At 72.4% G+C, this 16440-nt stretch carries 18 protein-coding genes; 12 read left to right on the top strand and 6 right to left on the bottom strand.

The features are described 5' to 3' along the window. Positions 1 to 18: 18 nt before the first annotated feature. Complete coding sequence (locus FHX39_RS10805; protein WP_183338322.1) at positions 19 to 753, bottom strand: hypothetical protein; 735 nt, start codon at positions 751 to 753, stop codon at positions 19 to 21. Between the two features lie 95 nt (positions 754 to 848). Here FHX39_RS10805 and FHX39_RS10800 point away from each other — a divergent pair, with 95 nt between their 5' ends. Continuing rightward, on the top strand, positions 849 to 1208 hold the full coding sequence (locus FHX39_RS10800) for a hypothetical protein (protein WP_183338320.1): 360 nt from the start codon (positions 849 to 851) through the stop codon (positions 1206 to 1208). Positions 1209 to 1297: 89 nt separating this feature from the next. Then, positions 1298 to 2152: a phosphatase PAP2 family protein gene (locus FHX39_RS10795; RefSeq protein WP_183338318.1), complete on the top strand. Its 855-nt coding sequence runs from the start codon at positions 1298 to 1300 to the stop codon at positions 2150 to 2152. A 340-nt stretch (positions 2153 to 2492) separates the two neighbouring features. On the opposite strand, the gene FHX39_RS10790 is transcribed toward FHX39_RS10795, so the two are convergent. The 3 genes from FHX39_RS10790 to FHX39_RS10780 are packed head-to-tail and all read right to left on the bottom strand — an operon-like array spanning position 2493 to position 6023. Beyond that, positions 2493 to 4124 (bottom strand): extracellular solute-binding protein, encoded by a 1632-nt coding sequence (locus FHX39_RS10790; RefSeq protein ID WP_183338316.1) that lies wholly within the window; start codon positions 4122 to 4124, stop codon positions 2493 to 2495. A 4-nt stretch (positions 4125 to 4128) separates the two neighbouring features. Further along, positions 4129 to 5088, bottom strand: a complete 960-nt coding sequence (locus FHX39_RS10785; RefSeq protein ID WP_183338314.1) for a carbohydrate ABC transporter permease — start codon at positions 5086 to 5088, stop codon at positions 4129 to 4131. Then, positions 5085 to 6023, bottom strand: a complete 939-nt coding sequence (locus tag FHX39_RS10780) for an ABC transporter permease (protein WP_332836773.1) — start codon at positions 6021 to 6023, stop codon at positions 5085 to 5087. The genes FHX39_RS10785 and FHX39_RS10780 overlap by 4 nt, the downstream gene beginning before the upstream one ends. Before the next feature lie 345 nt (positions 6024 to 6368). Here FHX39_RS10780 and FHX39_RS10775 point away from each other — a divergent pair, with 345 nt between their 5' ends. Continuing rightward, a complete protein-coding gene (locus FHX39_RS10775) occupies positions 6369 to 6599 on the top strand; it encodes a hypothetical protein (protein WP_183338312.1) in 231 nt (76 codons plus the stop codon). A gap of 170 nt (positions 6600 to 6769) precedes the next feature. Beyond that, entirely contained in the window at positions 6770 to 8344 is a 1575-nt protein-coding gene (locus tag FHX39_RS10770; protein ID WP_183338310.1) for a hypothetical protein, read from the top strand. Between the two features lie 57 nt (positions 8345 to 8401). On the opposite strand, the gene FHX39_RS10765 is transcribed toward FHX39_RS10770, so the two are convergent. After that, positions 8402 to 8821: a TIGR03618 family F420-dependent PPOX class oxidoreductase gene (locus FHX39_RS10765; protein WP_183338308.1), complete on the bottom strand. Its 420-nt coding sequence runs from the start codon at positions 8819 to 8821 to the stop codon at positions 8402 to 8404. An 80-nt stretch (positions 8822 to 8901) separates the two neighbouring features. On the opposite strand from FHX39_RS10765, the gene FHX39_RS10760 reads away from it, so the two are divergent. Then, positions 8902 to 9171: a ribbon-helix-helix domain-containing protein gene (locus FHX39_RS10760; protein ID WP_183338306.1), complete on the top strand. Its 270-nt coding sequence runs from the start codon at positions 8902 to 8904 to the stop codon at positions 9169 to 9171. Between the two features lie 31 nt (positions 9172 to 9202). Beyond that, positions 9203 to 9928 (top strand): SDR family NAD(P)-dependent oxidoreductase, encoded by a 726-nt coding sequence (locus FHX39_RS10755; RefSeq protein WP_198423355.1) that lies wholly within the window; start codon positions 9203 to 9205, stop codon positions 9926 to 9928. Here the strand turns inward: FHX39_RS10755 and FHX39_RS10750 are convergent. Further along, the gene (locus FHX39_RS10750) at positions 9913 to 10704 is read right to left on the bottom strand and encodes a GntR family transcriptional regulator (RefSeq protein ID WP_183338301.1); all 792 of its coding nucleotides are present in this window, start codon (positions 10702 to 10704) and stop codon (positions 9913 to 9915) included. The genes FHX39_RS10755 and FHX39_RS10750 overlap by 16 nt on opposite strands. A gap of 52 nt (positions 10705 to 10756) precedes the next feature. On the opposite strand from FHX39_RS10750, the gene FHX39_RS10745 reads away from it, so the two are divergent. The 6 genes from FHX39_RS10745 to xylB are packed head-to-tail and all read left to right on the top strand — an operon-like array spanning position 10757 to position 16427. Continuing rightward, positions 10757 to 11755, top strand: a complete 999-nt coding sequence (locus FHX39_RS10745) for an NAD(P)-dependent oxidoreductase (RefSeq protein ID WP_183338299.1) — start codon at positions 10757 to 10759, stop codon at positions 11753 to 11755. After that, positions 11752 to 12417 carry a bifunctional 4-hydroxy-2-oxoglutarate aldolase/2-dehydro-3-deoxy-phosphogluconate aldolase gene (locus FHX39_RS10740; RefSeq protein ID WP_183338297.1) on the top strand — a complete coding sequence of 222 codons (666 nt, stop codon included), beginning with the start codon at positions 11752 to 11754 and terminating at the stop codon, positions 12415 to 12417. The genes FHX39_RS10745 and FHX39_RS10740 overlap by 4 nt, the downstream gene beginning before the upstream one ends. Beyond that, the gene (locus FHX39_RS10735; protein WP_198423354.1) at positions 12414 to 13340 is read left to right on the top strand and encodes a shikimate dehydrogenase family protein; all 927 of its coding nucleotides are present in this window, start codon (positions 12414 to 12416) and stop codon (positions 13338 to 13340) included. Before FHX39_RS10740 ends, FHX39_RS10735 begins: the two co-directional genes overlap by 4 nt. Continuing rightward, on the top strand, positions 13340 to 14308 hold the full coding sequence (locus tag FHX39_RS10730; RefSeq protein WP_198423353.1) for a phosphotriesterase family protein: 969 nt from the start codon (positions 13340 to 13342) through the stop codon (positions 14306 to 14308). The genes FHX39_RS10735 and FHX39_RS10730 overlap by 1 nt, the downstream gene beginning before the upstream one ends. Continuing rightward, positions 14305 to 14943, top strand: coding sequence for a glucose-6-phosphate isomerase family protein (locus FHX39_RS10725; protein ID WP_183338295.1), 639 nt, complete (start codon positions 14305 to 14307; stop codon positions 14941 to 14943). The genes FHX39_RS10730 and FHX39_RS10725 overlap by 4 nt, the downstream gene beginning before the upstream one ends. Then, on the top strand, positions 14940 to 16427 hold the full coding sequence (xylB, locus tag FHX39_RS10720) for a xylulokinase (RefSeq protein WP_183338293.1): 1488 nt from the start codon (positions 14940 to 14942) through the stop codon (positions 16425 to 16427). Before FHX39_RS10725 ends, xylB begins: the two co-directional genes overlap by 4 nt. Positions 16428 to 16440 lie beyond the last annotated feature (13 nt).

The raw sequence follows: 16440 nt of genomic DNA, 5'->3' as shown, positions 1-16440 counted from the left end.
GGTGCGCTGAGGCGGCGCTCAGGTCCCGGGGTCGTCGTCGGGGGCGACCGTCAGGACCGGGCAGCGGGCCACGTCGATCGCGTCCACCACGGGCCCGTGGGCACCGCGCCCCGGGCGCACCACCACCATCAGGGCCGCGCCGTCGGACGCGGCCTCGAGGTCGGCGACGCTGCACTCGCGCCCGTCGAGCACCGTGACGGCTGTGCCCCGCAGCCGGGCCTCCGTGGCGCCCAAGACCAGCGCCGGCCCGGCGTCGTGCCCGGGGTCGAGGACGACCAGGACGCCGACGCCCGCTCCGGCACGGTCGCGCGATCGCACCACCAGCGTCGGGCACCAGGCGCTCGCGGAGACCGCGTCGATGGTGAGACCGACCGGGTCGTCCGGACCGTCCGGGCGCTGCAGCACGAGCAGCACCGCCGTACGGGCGTGGGTGGTGAGGAGGTCGACCGCCGTGCGCGGCGAGCTCTCGGTCCAGATCGCGAGGTCACGCCCGAGCGCGGTCACCGCGAGGTCGCGGGCCGCGCCGCCGACGAGGCGGCGGCCGCGCTGCTGGCGCCACTCCATGCCGCTCGGGGCGAGGTGGTCCTCCTGCCCGGCGGGTCGGCTGCCGTGCACGAGCCGGAGGCCCAGCCGGCGCAGCCTGGCCTCCTCCGCCCCGAGCCGTACGGCGCTCCGGCAGCCGTCGAGCCCGTGACCCGCGATGCCGACGACCACCTCCGCCGTCCGCGCGCGGGGACGACGGTCGGGGAGCACAGCACCAGCCTCGGTCTGAGGCGGCGAGTGCCCCAGAGGCGAAAGGCGTCGGTCGCGGGACGAAAGACCCGGACACCCCTCCACGAAAGCCGGTCATGAGCCACTCCTCGCTGCCGCCCACCACGCACACGCTCGAGATGGCGCAGGTCGCCGAGCTCGACGGGCGTCTCGCCGACCACGCCTCGGCGCCGGTCACGGCCGCCGACCTCGGCATGACGGAGGCGCCGCTGCGCGGAGCCCGGTCCGTCGGTCTGGCCGCTGACGCCGTCCTCGTCCACGTGTCGTGGCGGGGGTCGCCCGAGTTCCCCGACGTCTACGGCCACTTCGGGCACGCCCCGCGCGGGCAGCTCCAGGCCCTGCTGCACACCGCCGCCCTCGAGCTGCTCGCGCGGCGACTCGGCGTCCGTCAGCGGTGGGGGGTCGAGCCCCCGCCGAAGAACCACGTCGCGCCCTGACGACGCGGACCGCCGGCTCGGCGGCGCAGACCGTCGTAGGCTGGCGCGTTCCCGCGCGCAGGTTCGCGGGGCGTAGACGAGAGCAGGAGATGAGTCGACCCGAGGACACGTCGGCGGCGGGCCCCCGTGGCCCGCTCGAGCGGGACGACCTGGCCGCGCCCCCGGAGCTGACCCACTGGTACTCCCCGCTCGGCCGTCGGGCCGCGGCCGTCGCGACCGCGGTGGGTCATCGGATCGGTGCCGAGCCGGCCCTCGTGGCCGTCCTCGGGGTGGGGATCGCCGTGGCCTTCGTCATGGCGTTCCTCGTCGCGCGGGTGTACGACGCCGTGACCGAGGACGACGGGATCGCCAGCCTGGACGTGCCGGTGCTCGACGCGGCCATGCGGCTGCGGACGCCGTTTCTCGACGACTTCTCGGCCGGCGTCGCGTACGTCTTCGGTCCCGTCGGGATGCCGTGCATCGCCGTCGCGGCCATCCTCGTCCTCGCCCTGCGTCGCCGCTCCCGTACGGAGCTGATCCTGGTCGCGGGCGCCGGGATCGGCTCGCTGCTGATGACCGTCGCCGGCAAGGACATCATCGGCCGGTCCCGTCCGCCGCTGTCCGACGCCATCCCGCCGTTCGAGTACTCGCCGTCCTTCCCCAGCGGTCACGCGCTGAACGCCACCGTGATCGCCGGCGTGGTCGGCTACCTGATCTGGCTGCACCGGCGCACGCTCGCCGCCAAGGTGCTCTGCGTCGTCGTGCCCGTGGTGATCGCCGTCGTCGTCGGCCTGACCCGGGTCGTCCTCGCCGCGCACTGGCTCACCGACGTCGTCGCCGCCTGGCTCCTCGGCGCCGCCTGGCTCGCGCTCGTCATCACCGCGCACCGCCTCTACCTCACCGCCCGCAAGCGCGGCGCGCCGGAGCGAGCGGTCACGAAGGGTTCTTCAGCCGACGCCCCGTAACCGCCGACCTCGGCCGGGGTGAGGTTTCAGGCCAAGGGCGCAGCAACACGGGGAGGGAATGCTCGTCGAGTGTGCGCTCCCGCACCTACGGGCGGCGCGGCGAGGTGCATGAGCGCACACTCGCGGAATCCCGCGACTTCTGGCACCCGGGGTCACACTCGGGGGCTTGGCGCGAGACTTCTGGCGCCAGCGGTCACACCTGCTCTCGAGCGGTACGCCTTCCCGGTCGCAGGCTCCCCTGGAGCGGGATGAGGTACCGCTCGCGGGCGGAAGGCGGGCTCGAGGACCGCCCGCTGCCTCGTTGCTGCGTCTCCGCTTGTCGAGGGAAGCGTGCTCCGGCTCAGCCCCGGCCGGCGTCCACGTACGCCTGGGCGAGCTCCTCGCTCATCTGCTGCCCGTAGCGCGTCCACCACGCGTCGGCCTCGACGCCCCAGGCGCTGACGGGCTTGCGGCCCTGCATGATGTCGATCTCCAGCGCGGTGAAGCGGGTCTGGGACTGGGCGAAGCGGTCCGCCGCCGTACGCGAGTAGAGGTAGACCGCGTCGTTGCTCAGCGCGTTCGGGACGAGGGCCCGCAGCAGCTCGTCGCAGGTCCGGGCCGCGTCGGCGTTGCCGGGGATGAAGTTCACCTGGGGTGCGTCGACCAGGTACTTCAGCCCGAGCTGGCTGGCCGCGCTGCCGCTCTTGGTCGGAACGATGTTGCCGTCCTTGATCGCGTAGTCCGGCCCCTCGACGCCGTACTTCGACGTCAGGTACTCCGCGCTGCCGAACGGGGCCGCGAGGTAGTCGGCCACCTTGAGCAGCGTCGTCACCCGGTCGGCGGCGTCCTTGGAGATGGCGGAGAAGCCGAACGAGGGAAAGCTCAGCCACATCGAGCCCTGCCCGCCGCCGTCGAAGGCGGGTATGGCCAAGCCGTCGACGGCGAAGCCCTCCACCCCGCTCGCGCTGGCGTAGTACGACGGCCAGGCCGTGAACGCGTCGGCGGTGAAGTACGCCTTGCCCGTGCCGAACCAGGCCTTGGGACTGGCCGACGCGGTGAACGCGTCCGGGTTCACCAGGCCGGCGGCGAAGAGGCTGCGGGCGGCCTCCAGCGCCTGCTCCTGCCCAGGGTCGGTCCACCAGCTCTGCATCGTCCGGCCGTCGTAGCGCCAGAAGTTGGGGACGTCGAGCATGTTGCGGAGGTACTGCAGCGCGGGTGACGTCAGAGCCCACGTCCCGTTGCGCGGGTCGTTGACCTCGGCGCACAGCGCGCGGAAGTCGGCGAAGCTCTGGGGGTCGCCGGTGATGCCCTTGGCCTTCAGCAGGTCGTCGCGGCGGTAGATGATGCCCGACGACACCGCGCCGCGTGGCGAGGGCAGGCCGTAGAGGCGCCCGTTGAAGCGGCCGACGTCCCAGCAGGCGGTCGGGATGTTCGCGAGGTTGGGGTAGTCCAGGATCGCGTCGCCGGCCAGGTGGTCCGACAGGTCGAGCGCCTTCGCCGCCATCAGCTCGGGCGTACGCGGGAAGTCCGGGGTGGGGCTGGCGAAGAACATGTCCGGCAGGGCGTCGCCAGCGATCGTGGTCGCGTACTTGACCCCGAAGTCGGCCTGCGGCACGAGCTGGATCTGCAGCGGACTGCCGAGCTGGGTGTTGAGGTTGGACCAGACCGAGTTGCGGTCGACCGACGGCGCGATGGCGGAGTAGGTCTCGGTCAGGACGGTGACCGGGCGGCCGTCTCCAGGGACCTCGCGCACGGAGCGGACCGGGTCGGCCGGATAGCTGAAGTAGGAGCTGGGGATGACCCCGTCGGCCGTGCCGGCGATGTCGGGCTTCGGCAGGCCGGGCAGCGGACGGTAGGTGGGGTCGGCGGCTCGCGGACCGAGGTCCTGCGCCCCCGGGGGTTGGCCGCAGCCGGCGAGCTGGGACAGCCCGAGGGTGAGACCGGCGGCCCCGGTCAGACCGAGGAACCGGCGGCGGTCCAGCCGGGCGCTCACGACGTCACCCCTTCACGGCGCCGGTGATGACGCCCTTGGTGAAGTGCCGCTGCAGGAAGGGGTAGACGATCAGGATCGGCACGACGGCGATGAGGAGCATCGCCATCTGCAGCGCCGGCTGCGCCGGCAGGGCCCCGGCGCCCGAGGCGGCCAGGTCGCCCGCGGAGATCTGGGTGTTGTTGATGACGTACGTCCGCAGGACCAGCGGCAGCGGCCAGCGGCCCTGGTCGTTCAGGTAGATGAGTGCGTTGAAGAACGCGTTCCAGTAGCCGACGCCGTAAAAGAGCCCGATCACCGCGAGCACCGCCTTGGACAGCGGTGTGACGATGCGGGTGAAGATCTGCCACTCGCCCGCGCCGTCGATGCGGGCGCTCTCCAGCAGCTCGGCCGGGATGCTGACGAAGAACGAGCGCAGGACGATGACGTTGAAGCCGCCGACCAGGCCCGGGAGGATCAGGGCGGCGTACGTGTCGATCAGCCCGAAGCCGCGCACCGTCAGGTAGACGGGGAGCAGGCCGGGGCTGAAGAGCAGGCTGAAGAGGACGATCAGCAGGGCCGGCCGGGAGCCGAAGCTGCCGGGTCGGCTCAGCCCGTACGCCAGCATCGCCGTGACCAGCAGGCTCAGCACCGTCCCGATCAGGGTCACGCCGACGCTCACCAGCAGCGCCTTGCTCACCACCCCTCCGCTCAGCACCGTGCGGTAGGCGTCGAGGCTCACCGCGTCGGGCCACAGGACGAAGCCGCCCTTGGCGTCCAGGTGCTCCTTGCTCGAGAGGCTCGTCGAGAGGATCCCCAGGAAGGGCACGACGACCGCGAGGACGGCGAAGCCGAGCACGACGACCTTGAGCACCGACTCCGGGACCCCGGGACGGCTCAGCGTGGGGTTGCGCCGCCGCCGGTCGCGCTGGGCCGGCGGCTCCGAGACGACGGCGGCCTCGACGCGGGCAGGTTCGGTGACGGTCATGCGCGGTAGACCCCGTCCTCGCCGAAGACGTGGGCGAGCTTGTTGGCCCCGACCACGAGGACCGTGGCGATCACGCCCTTGACCAGGCCGACGGCGGCGGACGTGCCCCAGTCGCTGCCGAGGATGCCGTAGTTGAACACGTAGGTGTCGATCACCTCGCTGGCCTCGGAGCCGACCGCCTTCTGCTGCAGGATGATCTGCTCGAAGCCGACGTTCAGCGAGTCACCGAGGCGCAGGATCAGCAGCAGGATGATCACGCCGCGCAGGGCCGGCAGGGTCACGTTCACCAGCTGCTGCGCGCGGCTGGCGCCGTCGATGGCCGAGGCCTCGTAGAGCGACTGGTCGACCTGCGACAGCGCGGCGAGGAAGAGGATCGTGGCCCAGCCCGAGTCCTTCCACACCACCTGGCTGGTGAGCAGCGAGATGAAGAGGTCCGGGTTGCCGACGATGTCGAGTGTCGCCGCGCCGTGGCTGCGCAGGAACGTGTTGAGCAGCCCGCTCCCACCGAGCAGCTGCTGGAAGATCGCCACGACGACGACCCAGGAGAGGAAGTGCGGCAGGTAGAGGACGTTCTGGACGATCCGCCGCATGCGGTCCGAGAGCAGGCTGTTGATCATCAGCGCCAGCACGATCGGGGCGGGGAAGACGAAGATCACCTGGACCAACGTCAGGATCAGCGTGTTCTTGACCGCGTTGACGAACGCGGGATCTCCGTTGAAGAGGATGGCGAACTTCTCGAAGCCGACCCACTGGCTGTTGATGATCCCCAGGAACGGCTGGTAGTCCTCGAACGCGATCACGTTGCCGAGCAGCGGCAGGTAGTGGAAGCCGACGAGAGCGACGAGGCCGGGGATCGTCATCGCCAGCAGCACCCGGTCTCGGCGCAGCCGGGCGCGCCAACCCTGCCGCGGTCGCTGGACCACCGTGCTCGCCACGTACGTGCTCCCTCACCTCGTCGTTCGGGAGGAGCATCGAATCACAGCTCCCGCCCCGACGCTCGAGGGGCGCGCGAGGGGGCTCGCCTGAGGAGCGGTCGCTGCCGGTTGCTGCACCAGTTCGCCGGACGCAGACTGGGACGCGGGTCAGCAGTGCGTGACCGTCTCCTGCTCAGCGATGACGCACGCGATGCCTGTCCGATCCCGACACGCCCGAAGGGACACGAGGTGCTGAAGCTCTTGGCCTGCGGCGGCGCCGTCGCCCTCGTCCTCGTGCTGACGGGATGTGCGGAACCAGACGTTCCTCTCCCACCGCCCGTCCCACCGACCGTGCAGGCGGTGCCGATGTCGGTGACCCTCCACCACTGCGGGCTGAACCCGATCAGCTATCGCGACCAGACGTGGGAAGCGGGCCCGGCGACGCTGTTCGACAACACGAACAAGCCGTACGAGTGGCGGGGTCGCGGCACCGTCACCGAGATCAGCTCCACCCGGCTGCTCTACCGCGACGACTCCGGCATCGAGGTGACGTTCCTGCCGGACGCGCAGGTCCCGCCGAAGAGAGCCTGCGCCTGACCTTCTGGGCACGACGCTGAATCAGCGGTCCGCCGACCGAGGGTCCTGCCAGTCCGGCTGCGCACTCCCGCTGGTGAGGTGTTGCGTGCTTCGGGCAGCGGAGCACCAAGGGCGACGATACGGTTCGGTCGTCGAGCCCGCGGTGGTTCGAGTGGCCACGAGGGGACGCCATGAGCAGGATCCGAGCCATTGCTGTGCTGGCCCTCGCGCTCGCCATGGGTGTGCCCTTGCTCTCCGCCGTCGAGTCACCGCCCGCCGCTGCGGCTCCGCCGACCCCGCCCCGCCTGATCGTCGGCATGAATGCGGTGACACCCGCGTTCGAGGCGCATGCCGACCCCCGCCCCCAGACCTGGGACGCGTCAGCCAACGGGACCCCTACCGTGCGGGGCGTCGCTGCCACCTGGGCGGGTGGCCGGTTCCAGGTGAGCGTCGGGTCGAACACGGCGTCTCCGGTGCACCCCGGCCTGTCGGCGGCGCCGCAGCTCGGCCAGGACAACCCCGACACCGAGCTCGGCGGGTACGCGCAGCTCGACGACACGAGCTACGCCAGCTTCGACGGCAGGGCTGACTTCGTCGACCTCGCTGCGGACGAGCAGGGCAACCTCACCCGCTTCGACCTCGTCTTCTCCTACACCGAGCAGCGAGCGGTCGGGGCCGTGTTCGGCGAGATCCGGATGAACGAGCCGGAACAGCTGGCGACCCTGTCGCCGACCGCTCAGCACCTCGTCTGGCCGAAGGTCGGGCTCGAGGACGACCCGGTCCTGGCGACTGATTCCTTCCGGAACACCTCCGGCGCACCACTTCCGCTCGGACCCGCCAAGGTCGTCGGTGCCTTGCGTGACTACAGGCTGCGCGACGACTCCTGCAGCGGGCACGTCCTGCCGGCGGGCGGATCGTGCTCGATCACCGTCGCCTACCGCCCGACCAGAGGCGGCCCCCGCCTGGCCACGCTGGAGGTCCCCACGCCGACCGACGCCCTCGCCGTGCACCTGTCGAGCTCGGCGATGCTCGGACGCTCCAGCCTCAGCACCCAGGGTCTGGAGTACGTCGACTACGGCAAGAAGTGGTCGTTCTCCCCGATCGTGGTCTACAGCCATGGCTCCTACGGCCACCACGAGGACCCCGACCGCGGGTACACCTTCGTCCCTGACGAGCTCAGCCCCCAGATCAAGGCCTCACCCCGCTCCGACTTCACGCTCCAGCTCACGAAGAAGCACGGCACGATCAAGCGCGGCACCCACAAGACTGAGCTGTTCGCGCGTGAGTACGGGCTGGACTACCACCGCAACACCCAGTACTGCGACAGCCTCGGCGGGACGCTCAAGGTCCGTCACTTCGTCGTGGACGCCGAGGGCCAGCCGACCTGGATCGACGTCGACTTCGCCCAGACGTGCACGAGAGCGCACATCGAACCCGTCGAGCTCCAGAAGGGCACGATCCACGGCCGGCTGCGCTACCAGGACCGGAAGGACACCAGCGCCCCCCGCCGGCCGAGCAAGCTCCGTCTCGAGGGCGGACAGCTGCGCTGGAAGCGCTCCTCCAACAAGGACCTCGCCACGACGATCGTCCGCGCCGACCTCGGCGAACGGTTCGACCCGACGCGCGGGATCGCCGTGAGCGACGGCCGACGTCAGTCGGCCGCGCTTCCGCGGCTCCAGCCCGGCCAGACCTACACCGTGGCCGCGTTCTCGGTGGACAAGACCGGCAACGTGAGCCGCCCGACCACACTGCGGGTCACGACGTAGGCCGGTCACGGCGTGAGGCCTGCTTCATGACGTCCTGCCGTTCCACGAAGCCGGGGCTCAGCCCTCTTGCTCCTCCCGCAGCGAGCCCCAGGCGTGCCAGCGCTCGACCTGCAGGTGGACGGCGACCCGTGGGTGCTCTCGATCGGGATACGGAGAGCCGGTGTAGTGGGTGGGCAGCTTGTCGATCTGCTGCAGCCCGACGTCGTCGGTGATCGCCCCGACCTGGCCCTGCAGGCTGACGTGGGTGTACCAGTCGTCCGCGGCCAGCACGGTCAGGGAGACGCGGGGGTCGCGGCGCAGGTGCTTCAACCGGGCGCGGGTGGCGTCCAGGCCGAGCAGGACGCGACCGTCCTCCTCGAGCAGGTACCAGGTGGCGACGGTGACGGGACGCCCGTCCGCCGCGAGCGTGGCCATCACGGCTGGGTTCGGCTGACGCAGGAGGTCGAGAACCCGAGGAGGCATCGGCAGGTCGGACATGTCCGCACGCTACTCGTCGACCGTTGTGGTGGACGCGCGCGCCGTGGGCCGTCCGCAGACTTCCGTAGGACGATGTGACCATGCGGACGGAAGAGTCGATCGGCGGCGTACCTGTCACGGAGGAGCAGCTCACTTCCTGGTCTGACGAGGCCGAGGCCGGCTACGACGCTCAAGAGCTGAAGATGCGTGGCGAGGGCAGACCTGGCCGAGGGGCCGAGCCGTCTCAGGTCGTCGCGATTCGGCTCACGGCGGCGGAGCTCACTGCCCTCGATGCTCGAGCTGCCCGCGAGGGCACCTCACGCTCAGAGGTCATCCGTCAAGCGCTGGACGTCGATCACGGCGCCGGTTGACCGCCTGTCCGGACAGAACTACATTTCCCGCGTGGCTGCCTGGGGAGAAGACGGTGTCGTCGTGGTGACCGGTGCGGCCGGTGGTGTCGGACGGGCGGTTGCCGCCTGGCAGGCGGAGCGGGGAGCCCGGGTGTTCTCCCTCGACCGGCGTCGACCGGACGACGTCGTCGGAACGTTCGTCGAGGTCGACGTGCTCTCCGAGGCGTCGATCGAGGCGGCCGTAGCGCAGGTGACCGAGAGTGCTGGGCGGATCGACGGGCTCGTGGCAGCCGCCGGGCTGTCGGAGGAACCGACGCCGGCCGAGGACATGGAGCTCGCGGTCTGGCAGCGGACGATCGGCGTCAACCTGACCGGGGCGTTCCTCACCTGCCAGCGAGTCGGCCGCGTGATGCTCGAGCAGCAGGCCGGGCGCATCGTCACGATCGCCTCGATGTCGGGCGCTCACGTCGTCAACGTCCCGCAGCAGCAGGTCGCGTACAACGCGTCCAAGGGTGGGCTGGTGGCGATGACCAAGTCGCTCGCGTACGAGTGGGCGTCGCGCGGCGTCCGCGTCAACGCGCTCTCGCCGGGCTACGTCGACACGCCGCTGCTGGGGAGCAAGGGTGCGCTCCACGACGTATGGAAGGCCGCGACGCCGCTGCACCGCTTCGCCACGCCGGACGAGGTCGCCGCCGCGGCCGCCTGGCTGCTGAGCGACGAGGCCGCGTTCTGCTGCGGGACCGAGCTGCTGATGGACGGCGGCTACACGCTCGCCTGACCGGTCACGTGCATCAGCGGCGGGCGTGACTCCGCCGGCGGGGTGCGCTTGAGCGTGACCTCGAAGCGGCTGCGGTCGCCTCGGTGGTAGGCGACGAAGACCTCCACCGGTCGCTCGCCCGCGTACGAGGTGCTGCGCAGCACGAGGACGGCAGCGCCCGGACTGATGCCGAGCAGGCCGGCCAGGGTGTCGCTCGCGACCTCCGCCTCGACCCGGCGGCGACCGTGCGTCAGCTCGACGCCGTACTTCTGCTCGAGCAGGGCGTAGAGCGAGTGCTGCGTGAGGTCGTCGTCGAGGAGGCCGGGCGCGACGTCGTACGGGAGGTACGTCGTGGCCAGGACCCAGGGCTCGTCGTCGACGAGCCGGAGCCGTTCGAGCACGATGGTCCGCGCCCCGACGGGGAGCTCGAGCAGGCCGGCGATCTGCTCGTCCGCGGGCGCGACCTCGAGGCGGCGGACGACGCTGCGCAGCTGGTCGCCGCGCGCCGCCACGTCCTCGTAGAGGCCGGTCAGCGACTGGACGAGGTGCTCGCTCGTGCGTTCCGGGGCGACAAACGTGCCGCGCCCCTTGACCCGCTGGATGACCCCCTCGGTCTCGAGCTCGGCGAGGGCCTGGCGGACCACCGTCCGCGACACGTCGTAGGTCGCGCAGAGCTCGTGGTCGCCCGGCAGCCGGTCGCCGGCAGCGAGCTGGCGGTCACGCAGATCCGTCAGCACCAGCTGCTTGAGCTGGTAGTAGAACGGCAGCGGTGAGCTCCTGTCGATGCCTCGGGCCACGGCGTCAGGCTAGCGGTTGACCTCTTGTACGTACAGGACTACCTTCTCGTCCATGCCGCCCGCCACGACGACCGGCCCGGCCGTCGTGCTGGTCACCAGCCGTTCCTTCTCGAGCGGCGACCTCGACCTCGCCGGCGAGGTGACCGCCGCAGGCGCGACCATCGTCACGGGCCCGTCCGACCACGACCTCGAGACGCTCCGCCCGCTGCTCGCCACCGCGACGGCCTGGATCGCCGGCACGGGCCCGGTCACGGCGGCCCACCTGGACGCGGCGCCGGACCTGCGGGTCGTGGCCCGCTACGGCGTCGGCACCGAGGCGGTCGACCTGGCGGCCGCCGCGGAACGCGGTGTCCTCGTCACCAACACCCCCGGGGCCAACAGCGGCGCCGTCGCCGACCTCGCCGTGGCGCTCGTGCTCGCCGCGCTGCGCGACGTCGTCCCGGGAGACCGTGGCGTCCGCGCCGGGCGCTGGGACGTCCGCCGTGCGCGTGAGCTGGGCGGGCTCACCGTCGGCATCGTCGGCCTGGGCCGGATCGGCCGCGGCGTCGCCGCTCGGCTGGCCGGGTTCGGCAGCCCGCTGCTCGGGTGCGACCCGTGGGTCCCGCCGGCCGAGCTGGAGCGGCTCGGGATCGAGGGCGTCGACCTCGACGACCTCGCCCGGCGCAGCGACGTCGTCTCCCTCCACGCCCCCGGCGACGCCGTGCTCGTCGACGCCGCGTTCCTCGAGATCACCCGGCCCGGGCTGGTCCTCGTCAACACCGCCCGGGCCGCCCTGGTCGACGAGGCCGCGGTGGCCGACGCCCTGCGCGCCGGACGGCTGGGGGCGTACGCGAGCGACGTCCTGGCCAGCGAGGCCGGCGACCACGCGAGCCCGCTGCTGGCCGAGGACCTGGCCGACCAGACCCTGTTCACCCCGCACGCGGGGGCGCAGACCGTCGAGGCCGTGGACCAGATGGGGCGCGGGGCGGTCGACGCCGTCCTCGCCTGCCTGCGCGGCGAGCAGCCCCCGAACCTCGTCCGCCCGCCGGCGGCACCTGAAGGAGACGCATGACGACCCCGATCGACGCGGCCGACCCGCTCGGCGCGCTCCGGCGGGCGACGGTCGTCGCCGTGCTGCGCGCCCCGGACGCCACGACGGCGATCCACGCCGTCGACGCCCTCGTGGCCGGTGGGGTCACCGGCATCGAGGTCACCTACAGCACCCCGGACGCGGTCGCGGTGATCCGCGAGGTCCGCGACCGGTACGGCGACGACGTCTACCTGGGCGCGGGGACTGTGCTGGAGCCGGCGCAGGCGCGGGCGGCGGTCGACGCGGGGGCCGAGTTCCTGGTCAGCCCCGGCACGGAGGCGACTCTGGCCGCCGCCATGCTCGACACCGGCGTGACCGTCCTGTCCGGCGCCCTCAGCCCCAGCGAGGTGATGGCGACGCTGGCCCTCGGCGTCCACGTCGTCAAGCTCTTCCCCGCCTCGCTCGGCGGGCCGGCGTTCCTGCGGGCGCTGCGCGGACCGTTCCCGCACGTCGACTTCGTGCCCACGGGCGGGGTCAACGCCGACAACCTCGGCGAATGGCTGACCGCCGGTGCCGTGGCGGTCGGGGCCGGTGGCGAGCTGTGCTCGGCCAAGGCGATGGCCGCCGGGGACTGGGCGGCGATCACGGCCACAGCGGGGACGTTCTCCCGGGCGGCGCAGCGGGCGCGGCAGGCCACGGCGTGAGCCGCGGCGCGACCTCGTACATGGGGTTCGTCGGGGTCAGCACCGGCGGTTCGTCGATCCGGCAGGTGTTCCCGGCGTGGGCGGACGCCTTGGGCCTGCCCACCCGCACCCTCGTCGGCCACGACGTCCCGCTCGACTCCCCGCCGGAGACCTACCGCGCGGTGGTCGAGGCCATCCGTGACGACCCCCAGCACTGGGGGGCCCTCGTCACCACCCACAAGATGGCCGTGCACGCCGCCGCTCGTGACCTCTTCGACGACTGCGACGAGCTGGCGGAGACGTTCGGCGAGATCTCCTGCATCGCCAAGCGCGGCGACCGTCTCGTCGGCAGCGCCAAGGACCCGGTGACCGCGCGCCTCGCGCTCGAGGAGATCGTCGAGCCCGACCACTTCGGCCGTACAGGGGGAGCCGCCCTGGTCCTGGGGTCGGGCGGCGCGGGTACAGCGCTCAGCCATCAGCTCGGTGTACGCGGCGACCGGCCGACGGAGATCATCTGCACGGCGCTCGACCAGGGGCCGCTCGACCATGCCCGCGGCATCCACGAGCGGGCCGGGCCGCCGGAGGGTCTGGTCCGCTACGTCCGGACTGCCGGCGCCGCCGACGTCGACGCGCTCGTCGGGGCGCTGCCCCCGGGCAGCCTCGTGGTGAACGCCACGGGGATGGGCAAGGACCGGCCCGGCTCCCCGGTCTCGGCCGACGTCCGCTTCCCCGAACGCGGTGTCGTCTGGGAGTTCAACTACCGCGGGACGCTCGACCTCTACCACCAGGCGCTGGCCCAGCAGGCGGAACGGCAGCTGCACGTCGAGGACGGCTGGCGCTACTTCGTGCACGGCTGGACGCAGGCCGTGGCCGAGGTCTTCGACGTGGCCATGCCGGCCGGGGCCGTCGACGAGCTCGGCCGGATCGCCACGCGGTTCCGCTGATGGTGACGACGGCGCTCGGCCCCGTCGCGGCCGGCGGGCTCGGGCGGGCGAACTACCACGAGCACCTCTTCCAGGTCAGCCCGCTGCTGGTCGGCGACGAGCTGGACGACGAGGCCCTGAGCGGGACCGAGGCGGCCTCCCTGCGGGACTCGGGCTTCGCGTCGATGGTGGACGCCACCCCGATCGGGCTCGGCCGGCAACCCGAGGCGGTCGCACGGATCAGCGCCGCGACCGGCCTGCACGTCGTCGTGACGACCGGCGCGCACCGCGAGCCGCACTACGGCGCCGGGCACTGGCTGCTCGAGCGGTCCGCAAAGGAGCTGACGGACCTCTTCGTCCGCGACGTGCGCGACGGCCTGCCGGTCGACGACCGGCCGATTCGTACGGCGCCCGCGGTCGGCCCCGACGGCGAGCCCGTCCGGGCGGGCGTCGTCAAGGCCGGGATCGGCTACTGGAGCGTCACGGCGTCCGAGCACCGGGTGCTGGAGGCTGTCGCCGCGACCTGGCGGGCGACGGGCGCGGCCGTGATGGTCCACCTCGAGCACGGCAGCGCGGCGTTCGAGGTGCTGGAGGAGCTGGGCGCCCACGGCGTGCCAGCGTCGGCAGTGGCCCTCGCGCACGTCGACCGCAACCCCGACCCCGGGCTCCACGCCGAGCTCGCGGCCGCGGGGGCGTACCTCGGCTACGACGGCTTCGCCCGGACGCAGCGCTGGCCCGACTCCGTGCTGCTCGACTGCCTCGAGCAGGCGGCCGCGCGCGGAGCAGGCGATCGCGTCCTGCTCGGCGGCGACGTCGCTCGCCGGACCCGCTACCGCGCGTACGGCGGGATGCCGGGCCTGGCCTACCTGGGGGAGCGGGTGCTGCCGCGCTGGGAGCGGACGGCCGACCCCGCCCTGGTCCGTTCCGTGCTGGTCACCAACCCCGCCCGCTGGCTGAGCGGGCACGACGACGAAGGAGACGCCCGATGAGCACAGGCCCGACGAGCGCAGGAGTGCCGACCGCGGGACCGGTGCCACCGGTGCTGCTGGCCCTCAGGCCCGAGATCGGCGAGCTGGGCGGCAGCAACGCCCGCTACGAGAAGTTCCTCACCGACCTCGAGGGGCTCTACCGCGACGCGGACGCGTACCGCGAGCAGCTCGCCGGAGACGACGGGCGCCCCGTCTACTGGGTCGAGAGCAGCCAGACAGAGGACGGGCCGGGCGGCTTGATCACCGGGATCAGCGTGCTGGAGCCCGGCGTCGTCGGCACCGAGTATGCCATGACCCGCGGCCACCTGCACGCGATCTCCGACCGGTCCGAGCTCTACGTCGGCCTGTCCGGGCACGGCGTGATGATCTTGGACGCTGTCGAGGGCGACAGCCGCGTCGTGGAGATCGGGCCGGGGCAGGCCGTCTACGTCCCCGGGCACTGGGTGCACCGCAGCGTCAACACCGGGACGGAGCGCCTCTCGACCCTCTTCTGCTACGCCGGCGACGCCGGGCAGGACTACGGGATCATCGAGCGGGCGGGCGGGATGAAGTCGCTCGTCGTGGTCGACGGGGACGGCTGGTCCGTCCAGCCGAACCCCGACCACCGCGGCTACGAGCTCGCCGAGCGCGCATGATCATCTCGCACGACCTGGGGACGACCGGCGACAAGGCCACCCTGGTCAGCGACGACGGCGAGGTGCTGGCCGCGGTCACCTCCACCTACGGCACCGACTTCGGCCCGCGCGGCAAGGCGGAGCAGGACGCGGAGGACTGGTGGGTCGCGCTGTGCGGGGCCACGCAGGAGCTACTTCGTCGGGCGGACGTCCGCCCCGAGGACGTCGAGGTGGTGTCCTTCTCGGGTCAGATGATGGGCGCGGTGCTGATCGACCGGTCCGGGGCGCCGGTCCGCCCGGCGATCATCTGGGCCGACACCCGGTCGGTCGCCCAGACCGCCCAGCTGGTCGAGCGCGTCGGCATGGCCGAGGGCTACAAGATCACCGGGCACCGGCTCAACCCCACGTACTCGCTGTCCAAGATCATGTGGGTCCGCGACCAGGAGCCGGAGGTGTTCGGTCGCGCGACGGACGTGGTGCTGGCCAAGGACTTCGTCGCCTACCGGCTCACCGGGGTGCTGGCCACCGACCCCTCCGACGCGTCGAGCACGAACGCGTACGACCAGGCCGCGGAGGAGTGGTCGGCGCCGCTGATCGAGGCCGCCGACCTGCCGCGCTCGCTCTTCCCCGACATCGTCGCGTCCACCGCCGTGATCGGGACGGTCACGTCCGAGGCCGCCCGCGCCACCGGGCTGCTGGCCGGGACTCCGGTGGTCATGGGCGGCGGCGACGGACCGATGGGGGCTCTCGGCGCCGGCGTCATCGCGCCCGAGTCCGGGGCGTACGCGTACCTCGGCTCGTCCTCGTGGGTCTCGGTCGCGGCCGACGCGCCCCTGCACGACCCGCTGATGCGGAGCATGACCTTCAACCACGTCGTGCCCGGGCGCTACGTCCCCACGGCCACGATGCAGGCCGGCGGTGCGTCGCTGGAGTGGGTCGTCGACGTGCTCGCGCCGGGGCAGGACGACCGCTACGTCCGGCTGCTCGGCGAGGCGGCGGACGTCCAGGGCAGCGAGGACGGGCTGTTCTTCCTGCCCCACCTGCTCGGGGAACGTTCCCCCTACTGGAACCCGGCCGCACGGGCCGTGTTCGCGGGGCTCGGGCGCCACCACGGACCGGCCCACCTCACGCGGGCGGTGCTCGAGGGGGTCGCGTTCAACCTGTACACGGGGCTGCTCGCGTTCGTGGAGAACGGCACCCCGATCGACGCGGTGGACGCGATCGGCGGCGCGGCGAACTCACCCCTGCTGCTGCAGATCTTCGCCGACGTCTGGGGCGTGCCGGTCACGCGGCGCAACCTGGTCGACGAGGCCACCGCGGTCGGCGCGGCCATCGTCGGCGGGGTCGGTGTGGGCATCTTCGACGACTTCGACGTGGCGAGCCGGTTCTCCGCCGAGCTGTCCTCGCAGACCCCCGACCCCGACCGGCACACGCGCTACGGCCGGGAGTACGCGACCTTCATGGACGCGTACGCCCGGCTCGAGCCCTGGTTCGACCGGCTCTGAGCGGTCGGCCAGG

The sequence above is a fragment of the Microlunatus antarcticus genome, from assembly GCF_014193425.1.
Lineage (GTDB): Bacteria > Actinomycetota > Actinomycetes > Propionibacteriales > Propionibacteriaceae > Microlunatus > Microlunatus antarcticus.
This window is presented reverse-complemented; position numbering and strand designations above follow the sequence as displayed.